Annotated in this window: 11 protein-coding genes; 6 read left to right on the forward strand and 5 right to left on the reverse strand. The window is 37.9% G+C overall.

Annotated elements, in window-relative coordinates; translation table 11 throughout:
* Positions 1 to 24 precede the first annotated feature (24 nt).
* A complete protein-coding gene (gene gntU / locus I6F42_RS01185) occupies positions 25 to 1,368 on the forward strand; it encodes a gluconate transporter (RefSeq protein WP_010552956.1) in 1,344 nt (447 codons plus the stop codon).
* A 109-nt stretch (positions 1,369 to 1,477) separates the two neighbouring features.
* On the opposite strand, the gene gntR is transcribed toward gntU, so the two are convergent.
* Both gntR and I6F42_RS01195 read right to left on the reverse strand, forming a co-directional pair.
* On the reverse strand, positions 1,478 to 2,488 hold the full coding sequence (gene gntR / locus I6F42_RS01190) for a gluconate operon transcriptional repressor GntR (protein ID WP_197150173.1): 1,011 nt from the start codon (positions 2,486 to 2,488) through the stop codon (positions 1,478 to 1,480).
* 225 nt (positions 2,489 to 2,713) lie between these two features.
* A complete protein-coding gene (locus I6F42_RS01195; protein WP_165722041.1) occupies positions 2,714 to 3,985 on the reverse strand; it encodes an O-acetylhomoserine aminocarboxypropyltransferase/cysteine synthase family protein in 1,272 nt (423 codons plus the stop codon).
* 388 nt (positions 3,986 to 4,373) lie between these two features.
* Between I6F42_RS01195 and I6F42_RS01200 the strand changes: the two genes are divergently transcribed.
* The 3 genes from I6F42_RS01200 to I6F42_RS01210 all read left to right on the forward strand — a co-directional run bounded on the left by I6F42_RS01200 (position 4,374) and on the right by I6F42_RS01210 (position 6,625).
* Positions 4,374 to 4,994, forward strand: a complete 621-nt coding sequence (locus I6F42_RS01200; protein ID WP_197150179.1) for a hypothetical protein — start codon at positions 4,374 to 4,376, stop codon at positions 4,992 to 4,994.
* A gap of 334 nt (positions 4,995 to 5,328) precedes the next feature.
* The gene (locus I6F42_RS01205; protein ID WP_197150182.1) at positions 5,329 to 5,916 is read left to right on the forward strand and encodes a hypothetical protein; all 588 of its coding nucleotides are present in this window, start codon (positions 5,329 to 5,331) and stop codon (positions 5,914 to 5,916) included.
* A gap of 532 nt (positions 5,917 to 6,448) precedes the next feature.
* Positions 6,449 to 6,625 carry a hypothetical protein gene (locus I6F42_RS01210; RefSeq protein WP_165722958.1) on the forward strand — a complete coding sequence of 59 codons (177 nt, stop codon included), beginning with the start codon at positions 6,449 to 6,451 and terminating at the stop codon, positions 6,623 to 6,625.
* Between the two features lie 124 nt (positions 6,626 to 6,749).
* On the opposite strand, the gene I6F42_RS01215 is transcribed toward I6F42_RS01210, so the two are convergent.
* From I6F42_RS01215 to I6F42_RS01225, 3 genes are all read right to left on the reverse strand, one after another.
* Complete coding sequence (locus tag I6F42_RS01215) at positions 6,750 to 8,921, reverse strand: S46 family peptidase (protein WP_197150185.1); 2,172 nt, start codon at positions 8,919 to 8,921, stop codon at positions 6,750 to 6,752.
* Between the two features lie 98 nt (positions 8,922 to 9,019).
* Positions 9,020 to 11,110 (reverse strand): bifunctional diguanylate cyclase/phosphodiesterase, encoded by a 2,091-nt coding sequence (locus tag I6F42_RS01220; RefSeq protein ID WP_010552964.1) that lies wholly within the window; start codon positions 11,108 to 11,110, stop codon positions 9,020 to 9,022.
* A 461-nt stretch (positions 11,111 to 11,571) separates the two neighbouring features.
* Positions 11,572 to 13,359, reverse strand: coding sequence for a M61 family metallopeptidase (locus I6F42_RS01225; protein ID WP_197150187.1), 1,788 nt, complete (start codon positions 13,357 to 13,359; stop codon positions 11,572 to 11,574).
* A gap of 204 nt (positions 13,360 to 13,563) precedes the next feature.
* Here I6F42_RS01225 and I6F42_RS01230 point away from each other — a divergent pair, with 204 nt between their 5' ends.
* Both I6F42_RS01230 and ppnN read left to right on the forward strand, forming a co-directional pair.
* A complete protein-coding gene (locus I6F42_RS01230) occupies positions 13,564 to 15,099 on the forward strand; it encodes a GGDEF domain-containing protein (protein ID WP_197150198.1) in 1,536 nt (511 codons plus the stop codon).
* Between the two features lie 65 nt (positions 15,100 to 15,164).
* Positions 15,165 to 16,508: a nucleotide 5'-monophosphate nucleosidase PpnN gene (ppnN, locus tag I6F42_RS01235; protein ID WP_007580678.1), complete on the forward strand. Its 1,344-nt coding sequence runs from the start codon at positions 15,165 to 15,167 to the stop codon at positions 16,506 to 16,508.
* Positions 16,509 to 16,512 lie beyond the last annotated feature (4 nt).

Here is a 16,512-nt window from a genome sequence, read left to right on the forward strand (position 1 = left end):
CACACTGAATATAAGTAGGGAAAAATGTCAGATTTATCATTAATACTAACAGCGGCAGGCTCCATATTTTTATTGCTTTTCTTAGTAATGAAAGTGCGACTACATGCTGTCGTCTCTTTAATCCTTGTTTCTATGATTGCAGGATTATTCTCAGGAATGAGCCCTGAAATAATTGCCGCTACAATTCAAAAGGGAATGGCCGGAACACTAGGCTTTGTAGCGGTTGTGGTCGCTTTAGGTGCCATGTTTGGCAAAGTAATGGAAGAAACCGGCGCGCTGGATCGTATTGCCCACACACTTTTACACCGTTTTGGAGAAAAAAACGCTAATTGGGCGCTTACCTTTACGGGCTTTATTTGTGCCCTCCCCCTGTTTTTTGATGTAGCCGTTGTACTTTTAATCGGTATTGTTTTTGCTGTGGTACGAAAAGGCGGTGGCAGCGTTGTTAAAATTGGTATTGGGCTACTTGCTGGGATAGCGTCTTGTCAGGCGTTTCTTATTCCTGCGCCAGGGCCGATTTTGGTTGCCTCTCAATTAGGCGCTGACTATGGTTATATGATTTTATTTGGCCTTATTGCTGCCATACCAGCAATGATTATAGGAGGTCCAATTTGGGGCTCTATTATTTCTAAATCTATTCATGTAGAACTCCCACAGCACGAACAAATCGACGATAACCAAAGAGTTGGTAAAGGGACGCCTAGTTTTGGATTAGCATTAGGTTTAATTGCTTTGCCATTAATTATGATTAGTTTAAATACTATTGGTAGTCGCTTTGTTGAAAAAGACTCTGATTTATATAATTGGTTAGCCTTTATAGGTCATCCATTTACTGCAATTTTAGTTGCCTGCCTAATGGCATTTTATTTGCTCGGCGCAAGGCGCGGTGTCCCTAATGCTAGAATCATGGAAATTTGTGGTAGTGCCTTACAACCTGCGGGAATTATTATTCTTGTCACTGGTGCTGGTGGGGTATTTAAACAAGTATTAGTTGATTCAGGAGTAGGTACTGCACTGGGTAATTACTTAGCTGGCTCAGGATTACCGATTGTAATACTCGCTTTTGTATTATCAGCCGCTGTGCGGGTTATTCAAGGCTCTGCGACAGTAGCTATGCTTACAGCGTGTGGCTTAATTATTCCAATGCTTCAGCCTTTAGGCCTTGATGGAGCGCAGCTTGCCGCTGTCACCATCGCTATTGGTGGGGGCTCTATTGTGCTCTCCCATGTAAACGACTCAGGATTTTGGTTAGCGAGTCGCTATCTCGGTTTGAGCGAAATGCAAACTCTTAAAACGTGGACAGTAATGGAAACCATTATTGGTACTGTTGGCGCACTTGTCGCTATGATTATTTCTCTGTTTTTGTAAATTTATAGTCTGTAGAGTTATCATCACACATATAAAAATTACCTGAGCCTTATGTTATTTAGGCTCATGTAATTAAGCTCAGGTAATTAGGCTCATATAATTAGAGTATTTAAACACTCTCACCTAGATGAACTATATAACCAGTATCAATTACTTGCTTATAATTAATGCTAGCATCCAAACCTGAATTTATCCGGCTCAACAACTCTCTTCCCGCAACATTACCAATCTGATAACGAGGGGTGATCACACTTGCTAATTGAGGCACCATTGCGTGGCCAATATCATGACCATGAAAACCCACAACCCCCATTTGGCTAGGCACTAAAATGTTGTTTCGCTGGCACTCAAAAATAGCCCCAATTGCTAAATCATCATTAGTACAAAACAAACAGTCAGTATTTGGGTAGTCAGTACGCGCTTTTTGTAAAAGTTCAGCGCCTAAACTATAAGATGAAGCTTGATCAGTCATCACACTTTTAGGCGTAAAGCCTTTAGCTAACATAGCTTCTGAATAACCTTGAAATTTTAGGCGTGTTCGTACATCGAGCCTTGCACCTATATAAACAATATTGCGATAGCCTTTATTTAAAAGTGCTGTCGTCATATCAAAAGCGGCTTTAACGTTATCAAAACCAACCGCTTGCTGCATAGGAGAGTGATGAGTATCCATTATTTCAATCACAGGTACGCCTGACATCTCAATCATTTTTAGCGTTCTGTCTGTGTGTGTGGTTTCTGATAAAATTAAACCATCAACGTGGTACGACAATAAATACTCAACCCGTTTTTCTTCAATTTCAGGGTTGTAACCATAATGGGCCAACATTGTTTGGTATCCTGCAGGCCCTGTTACATCTTCAATGCCTTTTATAACTTGAGCAAATACGTGGTTCGTTAACGATGGAACGAGTACACCAATAGAGTAGCTTTTAGCATTAGAGAGTAAATCAGGGGCTTTATTTGCAATGTAGCCTAGCGTATCAATAGCTGCACTAATTTTAGTGCGAGTAGACTCTGATACTTTTTCGGGATTACGTAAATAACGACTCACCGTCATTTTGGTTACACCAACCGCATCGGCAATATCTTGAAGAGAAGAACGTTTGTTTTTTTTCATCACACACAATTAAATAAAATGTTACTTGTAACATACCAACTATTGTGAAAAATCACTACTTTTAGCCCATTTTATTTAGGTTAAAGTAATAAATATTTAGCCTACCGCCTGTATTTAAACTGTAGCTAAATGAATGGCTAAAAAGGTTTAGAAAACCTAAACCTTTTTAACAAACAATACTGTATTTACAGTAAAGCTGAACAAGCATTTCTAATTAATGTAATTTTAAGCTTTATCGAGCGCTTGGCTTACATCGGCAATTATATCTACAATGTTTTCAATACCGACCGACAAACGAATTAAATCGCGACTTACGCCCGCATTAGCAAGCTCTTCATCATTTAATTGGCGGTGTGTGGTTGACGCTGGATGACATGCAAGCGACTTGGCATCGCCAATATTAACTAAGCGTAAAATCATGTTTAGCGCATCAATAAAACGAGTACCCGCTTCTAGGCCACCAGCAATACCAAAACTTAAAATACCGGATGCTTTACCACTGGTAATTTTTTGGCTCATTTCGTTATACGGGCTTGATTTAAGCCCTGCGTAATTAACCCAAAGCACTTTTGGATGATTTTCTAAATACTCAGCTAACTGCTGTGCATTTTCGCAGTGGCGATCCATTCTTAAGCCTAATGTTTCAAGCCCGATTAAAATGTCAGATGCGTTTTTAGGGGCAAGCGCTGCGCCAGTATTTCTAAGTGGCACTACTCTGCAGCGACCGATAAATGCAGCTTCAGCAAAAGCTTCGGTATAAACCACATTGTGATACGACGGATCGGGCTCGTTCATCATTGCAAAACGCGTGGCATTTGCTTTCCAATCAAACTTACCAGAGTCGACAATCATGCCGCCAATGGCAGTACCGTGCCCGTTTATATACTTTGTCAGTGAGTGAACCACTATATCAGCGCCCAGCTCAAATGGGCGGCATAAATACGGCGTAGCCACGGTATTATCAACAATAAGCGGCACACCTTTGCTGTGTGCAATACGTGCTAAACGTTCAATATCAACAATATTACCTGCCGGATTACCAATAGATTCACAAAAAACAGCGCGGGTGTTGTCGTCAATTGCATTCTCGAACGCGGTAAAGTCATCGGCCTTTATCATGCGTGCTTCAATACCTTGCCTAGGTAAGGTATGTGCAAATAAGTTATACGTCCCACCATATACTTGGCTGGTGCTTACAATATTAGTACCGACTTCACACAAACATTGAATAGCATACGTAATAGCAGCCATCCCAGAGGCCACGGCTAGCCCACCAATGCCCCCTTCCATCGCGGCAATACGTTGTTCAAGTACGGCATTCGTTGGGTTCATTATGCGGGTATAAATATTTCCAGGTACTTTTAAATCGAATAAATCAGCGCCATGCTGCGTATTATCAAATGTATAAGAAGAAGTGTGATAGATAGGCACGGCTGCCGACTTGGTCGTAGGCTCAGATTCGTAACCGTGGTGCAGTGCTAATGACTCTAATTTCATAATTATTTCCTTCGATTAATTTACCACTAAGCTAGCACTTCTTGGTTATAAAATGCACATGAAATATATTAAAGGGTGTTGAGCTGAGGTGATTTGATTTAAGTTAAAGGCAGATGAGAGCGATAACCGGACATTGCAGCTGGATAAATATAAGAGGTAATTGATTGCACAAACTGTGTCGTTCGCGCATATATTCAAGCAAACGCGCGACGCGTGTATATTGTCCCATTCAACTTTACTCAAAAGTTTTAGAAATCTTATAGATAGTAATACTTTAGGTTATTTGTTAAAACTATATAATGTAGAAAACCTAGATTGGCGTCGTCATAAATATACGCGATGAGCGCACTAATGAATTGTTATGTACCTATCAAAATGGAGTATTCAATTGGAACATTTAAAAAATATTTTAGAGTTACTTTACCTATTAAGTGGACCAGCCCTGGTGCTTTTTGCTTATAAGGCTTTAGAGCAAATAAAAGTAACTAAAGACTTAGCAAAAATCAATGCTAAAAGGGAAGCTTATAAGGTGACAGCAGATGAATGCCGGTATTATTCAGAAAAGATAATCCCTTTAATTAATACCCTTGATAAAAAAGTAGATGAATTAGGCGCTCAAATATTTCAAAAATCTGTTGTAAAAGTAGGAGCTAATTCTATAGAAGTTAAGCCGTTCACTAATTACATTGACCATGATGATGTTATCGAAAAATTGACAGGTGAATTTGTAGATGTCGCAAATGCACTAAGTGGCTTTTCAACTTATTTTGTATCGGGGATAGCGGATGAAAAACTTGCTTATAACACCTTAGGGCGAACATATTGTAATACTGTAAAAAAGTACGCACCACTTCTTGTTCTAATATCAAAAGAAAACAATAGTGCTATTCAGCTTTTTGTTATTTGGAGTAATAGGGCCATTAAAGATAAAGCACTTCTTGAAAAACGCAAAATTGAAGAAAAAATCAAAAACACATCTGAAATGATAGTAAAGCCAATCGGTACATAACAAGCTAACTTTTACTTGCATAATGCGGGTTCGAGACCCAGTAGACTATTCGAGTGTTGTGCTTGGAGTCCTTTGTCGCGTTCGTTCTTGTTATCGGTCTCTCAATAGAGGAGCCATAGCTTAATCGAACTACGACAAGGAAAGCTTTAGTTGCTGCTAAAGCCTAGTTCTCACATTACCCGAACCTGCTATAAATATTAATTAATTTATGGGTTTATTATCCATACAAGTGATTAAAGCAGGAAAATTACAGTTGGCTGTTTACATTGCGTTCAACATTTTAGCCAACTATAAATGTTCTCTTAATGAGGCGTTATGATTTTTCGAGGAAGTTATGGAATCTTTAGTTAGCGAAGAATATATAGTACCCGCAGTATCTGCTCTTATTTCAATCATTTCTGCCATAATTGCTTTGGTTGGTTTATTCTTTACTTATCGTAAAAACCAGTTTGATAAGCGACTTGCACTCGACAAAGAGCTTTTCGAAGCAGCTGTCAGAAAACTTGAATCTGCTTTCGAAATGCTGACGCGTGGTATGGGAAAAAATGCTCTTGTTGTAAGTGAGCGGTTAAATTGGATTATGTGTGCAAGAGAAATAGAAAAATTTAAAGTATTTAAATCAAAACTGGGTACCGAGCACTACCAGCTAGTACTTGGTTCAATTGAGGAATATTGGAGTCATAAGTTTTATGATGCTGTTGGTAAAAATAACTTAATCCAAGAAGGTTACTACAAAGGGCTTCATACTGGTTCGGTGTTAGTCATATATGCGTTTGCGAGTTGGAAAAGTGATCAAAAATGTCCAATTGATACTGTGAATTATGAGCAACTAATAGAGTCATCATCTGTTTTTCAGGGACGACATGGGCTTAAAGCATATGTCCAAAACGACAGACATTACTCCCATTTAGCACAATCATAACAATGCGTTTAAGACGAATTCTCAACGCTTGGCTTTCTCAGTTTGATTCAGCTTTAGTGTTTACGGCGCAATGGTTTAGATAGAGTGGAAACGTTGCTCACTACTTAACGCGGCGTTACCAATGCCCGCTATTAGCACTCTCCAGCAACTCGACAACATAAAATGTTGATAATAATTGGCAAGGTATTTTACTGTGTCGGATGGCACTTAGCAGTCATAAATATACGAATCAAACACCAACAAAAAAGGTAAGAAAATGAGGTCGTCTTTGCTAATTTCTATTTATATGACAGCAAGTGATACTTTGCTTAAGCGTGCTTTGAGCGAGAATTAGTCATTGAGTGAGTAATTAATTAATGACTACTTCCCCCCTTTTTTATATGTTCAAATAACCCATCATAAGCATAATATATATACCTAGCAATAACTTATGCTTTTTGCTATTAATAGAAGCTAATAAAATAAGGACGTTTTCGCTTAAAAATAGAGAAAGAGTCCTCTGATAAAGCATTTATATTTAAAGGAGTGTTACATGGAGTATAAGTTTATTGCAGTTTCTCAAATCTGGGCTACAGGTGGTATGTTAAATAGAGCAAACGCTAAAGCAAACGAGTTGGCAAGAGATGGGTGGGTTTTATCAAAAATGGAAAAAGGCTTTAGTGGTTTTTTATTTGCAACTTTATATCTAGCCTTTGAGCGTAAAATTTAAATATAACAAGCGACTAAGGTTTCGATTATCCGATCATGGCACTTAGCAGTCATAAACGAATCAAACATCAACAAAAAAGGCGCTTCCTTTACGGTAAGCGCCCTTCTCTTATCTCACTAATTACTTATTTTACGATTGTCATTTCGTCTAACAAGTTTTGTGCATTATCTACTTTATCCATTACCCACAGCATGTAGCGCGAATCAACGTGGATTGAGCGATTAAGCTCAGGGTTGTAATCCCAGTCACCAATAATACTTTCGTAAACACCGTCAAACAGTAAACCAACAAGCTCTGCTTTGCCGTTAAGTGTTGGCGAACCTGAGTTACCACCGGTAGTGTCTACATTTGATAAAAAGTTAACGGGTACTGTATTCATGCCACCCGTGTAGTCACCGTAAAGCTTGGCTTTAATTTGCTCTTGTAACTTTTTAGGTGCATTAAATGGGTCAACATCAGTGTTTTTAGCTAGTAACCCTTCAAGCGAGGTAAAAGGTGTTGCTACCAAGCCATCTTGAGGTGAGTAGCCGCCTACGGTGCCATAGGTTACTCGTAGAGTGCTGTTGGCATCGGCGTATACAGGTTTGTTTTTAGCTTTGTTAAACGCAATTATTGCGCTCATTAACTCTGGGCGAGCTGCTTGTAATTTACCTGCAAGTGCTTTTGATTTATCTTCCTCAGCTTTCATTACTTTAAAGATTGCTTTAGCGTACTGCACAAATGGGTCTTGGCTTTGATTTAGCTGGCTAAACGATTGCTCAAACAATGAACTACGAACAGTGGCATTATCAAGTCTTGACTGTTCATACATGCTATCAAGTAACGCGCTTTGGGTTGCTTTATCAAACCCATTTTGTACTTTAAATACGTTATCAACGTCGCTAAAACGCTCTTCTTTTGGAAGTGCTGCATACAGTTCTAAAAAGTGCAGTAAAATAGCTTTGTCTACTTTGCTATCATAACGGCGCGTCATGCGCTCAAGTCCTGCTTTAATGCGAGGTAAGTCACGTTCTTGATAACCAGATTCACGTTCGCTATTTGGCTTTTGTTTTTCGTAAGCTAAGCGGTATAAACGTCGTGCTGTACTGATCATTTGTGAGCGATGTACATAACCTAACATGCGGTCGCGTTCACTGTGCTCTTGTGATTGCGCAATTAGCTCAGATAGCTCACCTAATACGCTTCCGTATTGTTCTTTACGCTCACCATCACTATTGATCCATTGTGTTAACTCTTGCTCAAACTGTTTTTTGCGCTCAAGCATAGTGCCTTTTTTGAAGCTTTCGATCATCGAACCATAGTTTTTAATATAGTTGTTATAACCTGCAATGGTGCTTTCGTAAGCAATACGCGCTTTACTGCCGTCCTCTGAGTTTTCTTCAATAAGCGACACGTATTTTGAGTTATGAACGCGTGCTTTAGGGTAGCTATCGTTAAATACGTTATCTACCTCTGTTGCAATGCGGTATCGGTTAGTACGCCCTGGGTAGCCTGTAACCATTACAAAGTCGCCTTCTTGCACGCCTTTGGCACTTACTTTTAGGTAAGAGTCAGGTACGTAAGGTACGTTGTCTTCGCTGTACTCTGCAGGTTTTCCATCTTTGCCTACATAAGCGCGGTAAAAACCAAAGTCGCCTGTGTGGCGCGGCCACATCCAGTTATCTATATCGCCGCCGTATTTACCTACGCCCATAGCTGGTGCGTAAGTTAAGCGTACGTCTTTTATTTCAAGTGACTTAATTAGGTAAAACTCTAAACCACCGTGAAACGAATACACGTTACAACGATAGCTCTCGTCGGCTTCACATTGGGCTACTAGCGCTTTTTCATTTTTTTCGAGTGCGTCGTAGCGTGCTTTTGCTGTTAGCTCGTTAGTACCTTTAATTACTTCATCTGTTACGTTGGTAACCGTTTTTGTTACATAGACGCGTGAGCCCGGCGCTGCAGGTAAATCTTCTGTAGGACTTTTAGCTAAAAAGCCATTTTCTAAAATATTGTTTTCAGGTGTTGAGTTGTATTGTACCGAGCCATAAACACAGTGATGGTTTGACACAACTAAACCCTTAGGCGATACAAACGATGCTGTACAGCCACCTAGGCTAATTACCGCATTCATTGGGAATTCGGTTAATTTAGAAATAGATTCAACATCAATTTCAAGCCCTTTGGCTTTTAAAATTGATTCTAACTCTGGAAGTTGGTGTGGTTGCCACATGCCTTCGTCGGCTATGGCACTACTTGAAAGTGATAAAGAAAATGTGGCTACTAATGTAGCTACAAGAGGTTTTAAACGCATTATAGAATCCTTTTTATTTGTTTCTATAACAGGTTACTCGTCAGTAGCTAATGAGGTCAATAGCCGTGCAATGAATTGTTACAATCGAGTGTTTAATCTTACTTTTTATCAAAATTCATCGAAAAATCAAGAAACTGTTTTGCTGGTATTGGTTTACTAAAATAGAAGCCTTGCATAAAATCACAACCCAATTCGTTCAGTAAAGTATGCTGCTCTTTTGTTTCTACACCTTCAGCTACCACTGTCAGTCCTAAGCTGTGTGACATGGCAATAATTGCCTTTACGAGATTACAATCTTCATTGTTTAGCACAATGCCATCTATAAAACTTCTATCTATTTTGAGTACATTAAAAGGGTATTCTCTCAAATAACTTAATGATGAATAGCCTGTACCAAAGTCATCCATTGATAAGTTAATCCCTAATGCTGTAATTTCAGTCAGTATATCAACAACATTAGTGTGGCAACTCATCAGTACTCCCTCAGTAATTTCAAGCTCTAAACTTTCGGGATTTACGTTTGCATCAATAAGTGAGTTTTGAATAAAGCGCAGTAGTCCTGAATCTCTAAATTGACGAGGAGATAAGTTAACGGCCATTGTATATTTTTGTTCGCGTTTACAGGTGCTTTGCCACTCATTTAAAAAATGTAATGCTTGGCTAATTACAAATTTACCAATAGGTACAATTAATCCTGTATTTTCGGCAATAGGTATAAACTCATCGGGTGTTACATTGCCTAACTCAGGGTTATGCCAGCGTAATAACGCTTCAGCACCAATGATATGTTTATTTTTAACATCTAATTGAGGTTGGTAATATAGTTCGAATTCATTACGCTCAAGGGCACCACTCATTTGCTCTTCAATTGATAAACGCCGCTGGATTACTACATTCATTTGCTTTGCAAAAAAAGAATAGGTGTTCCGGCCTAATGCTTTAGCTTGATACATTGCGGTATCTGCGTTACGCAGTAAATCCGAAGCTGAACTGCCATTTTCAGGATACATAGCAATGCCAGCGCTCAACGTAACCATTAATTCGCGGCCTTCTATTTTAAATGGTTCTCTAAAGTTTTTAAGTAACTTATCAACTATACGCAGCGCACTTTTTGCACAAGTTAAATCTGGTAATAATACAATGAACTCATCGCCTCCTAACCTTCCTACCATATCGTTATCACTGATAGTTCGCTGGAGTCTTGCAGCAGCTTGAATTAATAGTTTATCGCCAACTTCGTGTCCAAGTGAGTCGTTAATTTTTTTAAAATCATCTAAATCAAGAAAACATACAGCGGCATTACCTTTATTTTCATCCGCATCTTTCAAAATTTTTGATAACTTATCTAGCGCTAAAAACCGATTAGGAAGTAATGTTAAGCTATCAAAATAGGCTTGATGGCGTATTAGCTCATCTGATTTATGTTGTTCGGTAATATCACGAACAATAACCATGACTTGCTCATATTGAGGTACATGATTTACACGGGCTTCAAAATATACAGTGCCTTTAGGTAATCTAAGTTCGTACTCAAAGCTAACCATTACTTTTTGTTTTAGTGCTTGGGCAATATTAATCTGAAATTTAATCGCAATTTCATCAGGTAATACAGCAAACATGCTTTTACCAATAAATTCATTAGGATTAACATAGAGGTTATTCTCATTGCTGGCGTGATAGTCAACAATAGTGCCATCTTCTTGCATTAAGAAGAATAAATCAGGAATCGCTTCGAATATGGTTTCAAGCATTTTTTCTTTGAAAACAGCCTGCCCTTGGGCCTTTTTTACATCGGTTAAATCAATATCTATGCAATACATTTGTTTAATATTATATTGATTTATAAACATCACATGGCTTGAATACACACACACCTGTGTACCATTCTTACGCTGTAAGGTAATCTCTGCTGCAGGAATTTCTGTACCGTTGTTAAGCCAATTAGTATGAGCCGATACAACCGCATCTTGCATTGGGGTAGGAATAATTAAATCTTCTAGTTTTTGTCCAGCAGCTTCTTGTGCATTATACCCATAAAGATACTCACTACCTTTATTCCAATAAATTACACGTCGTTGTTCGTCATATCCTTGCACAGAAATAGCATTAACCGCATCAAATAATTGATGAAGAGGGTCGTTTGTAACAAACTGATGAGTTAACGCATTTACAACTTTATCTATTTTCATTTCGATGACAAGGATCAAGAAAAACTTACTAATAATAATAGTATTTAATGACTAATTTTTCTCTAAAAAATGTATTTATATTAGTAATTAATTTGATTTTAGCAACAAAACAAGTCAGCAGCTCATTTTTTATACATACATTTCATGTAAATAGGTGCTTTTTAAGACAAAATGTAGCTGCCGGCTCTGAATTATCAGGCCTAATAGCTCACTCTATTTTTTTATAATACCAATTTAGTCTTAAAATTATTTTTGATAAACTTAGTAGAAAGAATATGAAAATCTTCCCTGTTAACATCATTCCATTTTTTTAACATATCTATATTTTTAATACGCTACGATTTCCAGTTTTATTATTTCATGATGAACTTAAAAAACATCAACACATAGCGTGATCCACGCTGTAATACGGAAGATCACGCTATGATTAATTAATATAAAAAACAATATAATTTTTATCGTTATTTGTCAGTCACATCATTTGGATGTTCCACGCCAATCCATGCTTTGAATAGTGCTTTTTGCTCAGGCGTTGCCTCTTTATCAGCAACTACTTTTTTAGGCTTATCAAAATCTTCTGATAGTACTAATGTTAAGCTTTCAAGAGCATCGCGGCGAATGTAGTCTATTGTTACTTTGTCGCCTGCTTTAAACGTTTCTAAGCTGGTTTTTAAATCTTTACCTACGTGATGTTTGTTTATAGCGACAATTTTATCATCGGTAGTTAAACCTGCTTTCCACGCACTGCCACCACGGCGAACGTAACTTAACGTAAGTAACTCACCTGTGTTTTTAGCGGTAGCATCAATGCTTGCAAGGGCTTTTGCTTTTTCAGGACGTTCAAATTTCAAGCCTACTTTAGTAAGTAAGTCGTCAAAGTTAATACTTGCAGGCGACTCAACATTTTCTTGCCACCAGCTTGAGTAATCACGCCCTGTTAAACCTTTTAAGATATTAAGTACATCTACATCTGTAAAACCAGCTGGCATTTTATGATTGTTATAAAGTGCTTTGTGTACGTCGCGATAGCTTATTTTACCTTGGCTTTTTTCTAGCAAGTCGATATCTAAAACTAATGAAAGTAATGAACCTTCTGAATAAATATTAGTGCTGTAGTTACGTGCATGATCGCCACCTTGGTTAATCCATTTATCAAAGCTTGTTTCGCTTGCGCTTTGCACTTCACGGCCCGGTGTTTGTAAATGACGATTAATGGTTTTACTCATCACTTTAAAAAATTCATCTGTTGTTTCAATACCAGAGCGAACCATTAAATGATCTTCAAAATAACTTGTTGAACCCTCTGCAATCCAAAGCAGTTTAGAGTAATTCATGTTCGTGTAATCGTACGGCACTAAACCTTGAGGGCGGTATGCTTTAACATTCCACGTATGAACAAACTCATGCGCAGCGGTGCTAATAAAGGCTAGGTAATCTTCGCGGCTACCAAATCTATCGCGTGGACGTTGAATAATTGTTGAGTTTAAATGCTCTGTTGCACCACCAGCACCCGACGTAGCATGAACCATAAATACATAACGTTCATATGGATAGCCATCCCAAATTACATTACCAGTAGCAACTAATTTTTTAAGATCGGTAAGCATTTGCTCTACATCGTAGTTACCGTCGCCCCATATAACTAAATCGTATTCACGGCCATCTACTTCAAATGTGTGTAGTTGGTTAATACCCGTTTCAATTGGTGAATCAACAAGCACGTCGTAATCTGCTGCTTTAAATGAATTTTTGCCTTTTAAATTATCCATACCCGATACAGAGCGCCACTTTTTAGGCACCTCTAAATTAACGGTTACTGGCTCTTGGCGAAATGATTCACTAAACATAAAAAAGCCTGATGCATCTATAAATGCATGGCTGTCGTCAATGTGGCGAGCGCGCTTACCAAGCTCATTTGCATACACCTGGTAGTCAATATTAACTTCGGTTGGCTCATTAAGGTGTACACGCCATGTACTGTGATCAATTTTTTCCCATTTTAACTCTTTGCCATCTTCATCTTTAGCTTTGAAGTAACGAATGCCATTGGCAAGGTTTAGCATTTCATAGCGACCCGTTCGCCATGCAGGAAGTTTTATATCAAGATGTGCTTGTGCAGTTTTTGGAAACTCTACACTTACATCACCTAAATGGTGCTGTGGTTGTGAGATTTCTAAAGAATAATTTACGTCGGCAAATACAGGTGCTGAACATGCAGCTAGGATAGATAGGGCTAATAACTTTTTCATAGAGACTCTTAGTGGAAACTTAATTGCCTGCAAGACTAGCAAGCCCCTATTTAAAAGTGAATTAAATACGACAAATTGCCCCGTATACGAGTTTATACGTAGTAGCTTATTAAAATTTCTAAGTTTTTTACTAGATAACTACACATAATAAGAATTTGTTGTAAACTAAAGATAATGAAATTAAATTGATGGCGGTACGCTTAGGTGTCACAAAGATCTAACGCAGCAGATAAAAAGCTAAAACAGGCAATTGATGCTCGTATGGCTGTTGAAAGTGCACGCAAACATCAAGTGGATATTTTGTGTGACTTTGCAGCTAAACTTTCGCTAAGCTGTAAAGGGCTTGATATTGAGTTAGATAATCGCCTTGCTAAATTTAGAAGTGCACTCAATAAAGGTATGAGCTTTGAAGACCTCTCTCCCCTTGTTAGTGAAACTTTAACACTACTTAAAAACCAAGAATCAGTTCAACAGACCCAACAACGTGATTTATTCAACAATGTGCAAAATGCAGGTAAACAACTACAAAAAACCAAGGGTTTAACTGACGATACCCGCAGGACACTAAGAAACCTACTCGATAATGAAATTAATAATGTCCATTCAGTGCATGGTTATATCCCACTTCTTGATCAACTTATATCGTTTTACCATCAAGCTTTAATAACAAAACAAGACCCAGTAATTGATAAAAAGTTACCTACTGTACAAAGCTATGCAAATAAACTGCTTGAACTAACTAATGAACTTGTTCTGGAAGATGAAGCTACTCAACAAATTAAACATATAAAAAACAGCATTACCGCAAGTAAAACTATAACAGCATTACTTGATGCTGCGATTAGTATTATTGATGTAGTGGTAAAAAATATAAGTAAAGAACGTAAATCGGCACAAAGTTTTTTAGTTTCATTAAATCAAACCCTTGAAGATTTACACAATTCTATTATCTCAACTAGCAAGCACTCTGAGTCAATGGAAGTTGAGTTTGACTCATTAAATAAAAGTATCGAACTAAAAATAAAAAATCTTAATGAGCAAACCCAAAAAGCCACGTCAATTTCATCTTTAAAAGAACTCGTAGATAACGAATTAAAATCACTAAGCGAAGATTTTATAGCAAAAGAAAAACTTGAGCGAAAAGACAGAGAAATGCTTAGCTCTAGCTTTAATGAAATAAATAATCGTATTGGCACTTTAGAAGGTAAGTTAACAACGTATAAAAAACGCTTAAACGAGCAGCGCTTTAAAAGCTTACTTGATGGGCTTACAAAACTGCCTAACCGAGCTGCATTTGATGAACGCTACGATCACGAAATGCATTTGTTTAATGTGCAGCCATCAGATGTTACGCTTGCGGTTATTGATGTTGACCACTTTAAATCTATCAATGATAGATTTGGCCACACCGCAGGCGATATTACCTTACAGGTTATATCAAAAGCGTTGCAAAAATCGGTAAGAAAGTCCGATTTTATAGCGCGTTACGGCGGTGAAGAATTTGTATTGTTAATGCCTGGTGTGTCGCTTGAAAACGCAACATTACCTCTGGATAAAGTAAGAAAGGTAATTAAAAATATACCTTTTAAATTTAGAGAAAAACAAATTGAGATCACTATTTCGGTAGGTGCAACTCAGTTTAAAAAAGGCGATACTCTGTTAAAGGCATTTGATAGAGCAGATGATGCTCTTTACGAGGCCAAAAATTCAGGACGAGATAGACTTTGTACCAGTAAATAATGTCATAGCCATTATAAATTTTATGACAAGTAGTTTTTTACGATTTAGCAGTAAGGAGAACGTCTATGTTAATACAGTTAAACCCAACTGGGGTTTTAGATTTACTGTCGCAATTAGAAGTTGATTTATTAGAGCAATCTTCTGCTAGTGAGCGTTATAAGTTATTTAGAAACTGCGTACTAGCAGTGCTTAATGTAGGTAGCCATACCGACGAAAGTAGCGATATATACGACAAATACAAAGATTTTGATATTCGTTTAGTAAGCCGCGAACGAGGTATTAAAATTGAGCTTGAAAACCCACCCGAAACCGCATTTGTTGATGGCGAAATAATTACCGGAATTCACGAGCATATATTTTCTGTTATTCGCGATATTTTGTTTATTTGTCAAAAATACGAAAAAGATTTAAAAGAGCAAAAAGCCATTACTCATATGGTATTCGATATGCTCAGAAATGCCGGTGCTTTGCGTGTTAATAGCGAGCCAAGTATGGTTGTTTGCTGGGGCGGACACTCAATAAACGAAGTTGAATATAAATACACAAAACAAGTAGGTTACGAACTGGGCTTACGTGGATTAAATATTTGTACTGGTTGTGGCCCTGGTGCCATGAAAGGCCCAATGAAAGGTGCCACTATTGGCCATGCAAAACAGCGCAATACCAATAACCGTTACTTAGGCCTAACAGAGCCAAGCATTATTGCTGCAGAGCCACCAAACCCTATTGTTAACGAATTAGTTATTTTACCTGACATTGAAAAGCGCCTTGAAGCTTTTATAAGAACAGCTCACGCTATTATCATTTTTCCTGGTGGCGCAGGTACTGCTGAAGAATTGCTATATTTATTAGGCATATTACTTCATCCAGATAACACCAAACAATGTTTGCCTGTGATTTTAACTGGCCCTAAAGAAAGTGAAGCGTACTTTAAAGAGCTGTGTGAATTTGTTGAAATGACGCTTGGTAAAGAAGCATTAGATAAGTTTGAAGTTATTATTGATAACCCTGAGTTAGTTGGGCAAAAGCTAAGATCGGCTATGGCCAATGTTCGTGATTACCGTAAAAGCGAAGGCGATGCCTACTACTTTAACTGGACGTTAAAAATCGATAACGATTTTCAACAACCTTTTGCACCAACACACGAAAATATGGCAAGTCTTGATTTACATCTTGATCAACCAAAGCAGTTATTAGCAGCTAATTTACGCAGAGCTTTTTCAGGTATTGTAGCTGGAAATGTAAAAGACGAAGGCGTTAAAGCCATTAAGCAAAACGGTCCATACATTTTAAGTGGCGAGCCTGCCCTTATGGAAAATATGGATACGTTATTACAAGCATTTGTTGATCAAGGCCGTATGAAACTCCCTGGCAGCAAATACATTCCGTGTTACAAAATAAAAGCATGAGTTT

Source organism: Pseudoalteromonas sp. SWYJZ12 (genome assembly GCF_015864395.1).
GTDB classification, from domain to species: domain Bacteria; phylum Pseudomonadota; class Gammaproteobacteria; order Enterobacterales; family Alteromonadaceae; genus Pseudoalteromonas; species Pseudoalteromonas arctica.

What these genes read in the sequence shown, in the direction of transcription:
- gntU (WP_010552956.1), top strand. Translation starts at nt 25, where the DNA reads ATGTCAGATTTATCATTAATACTAACAGCGGCAGGCTCCATATTTTTA.
- gntR (WP_197150173.1), bottom strand. Translation starts at nt 2,488, where the DNA reads ATGAAAAAAAACAAACGTTCTTCTCTTCAAGATATTGCCGATGCGGTT.
- I6F42_RS01195 (WP_165722041.1), bottom strand. Translation starts at nt 3,985, where the DNA reads ATGAAATTAGAGTCATTAGCACTGCACCACGGTTACGAATCTGAGCCT.
- I6F42_RS01205 (WP_197150182.1), top strand. Translation starts at nt 5,329, where the DNA reads ATGGAATCTTTAGTTAGCGAAGAATATATAGTACCCGCAGTATCTGCT.
- I6F42_RS01210 (WP_165722958.1), top strand. Translation starts at nt 6,449, where the DNA reads ATGGAGTATAAGTTTATTGCAGTTTCTCAAATCTGGGCTACAGGTGGT.
- I6F42_RS01215 (WP_197150185.1), bottom strand. Translation starts at nt 8,921, where the DNA reads ATGCGTTTAAAACCTCTTGTAGCTACATTAGTAGCCACATTTTCTTTA.
- I6F42_RS01220 (WP_010552964.1), bottom strand. Translation starts at nt 11,110, where the DNA reads ATGAAAATAGATAAAGTTGTAAATGCGTTAACTCATCAGTTTGTTACA.
- I6F42_RS01225 (WP_197150187.1), bottom strand. Translation starts at nt 13,359, where the DNA reads ATGAAAAAGTTATTAGCCCTATCTATCCTAGCTGCATGTTCAGCACCT.
- ppnN (WP_007580678.1), top strand. Translation starts at nt 15,165, where the DNA reads ATGTTAATACAGTTAAACCCAACTGGGGTTTTAGATTTACTGTCGCAA.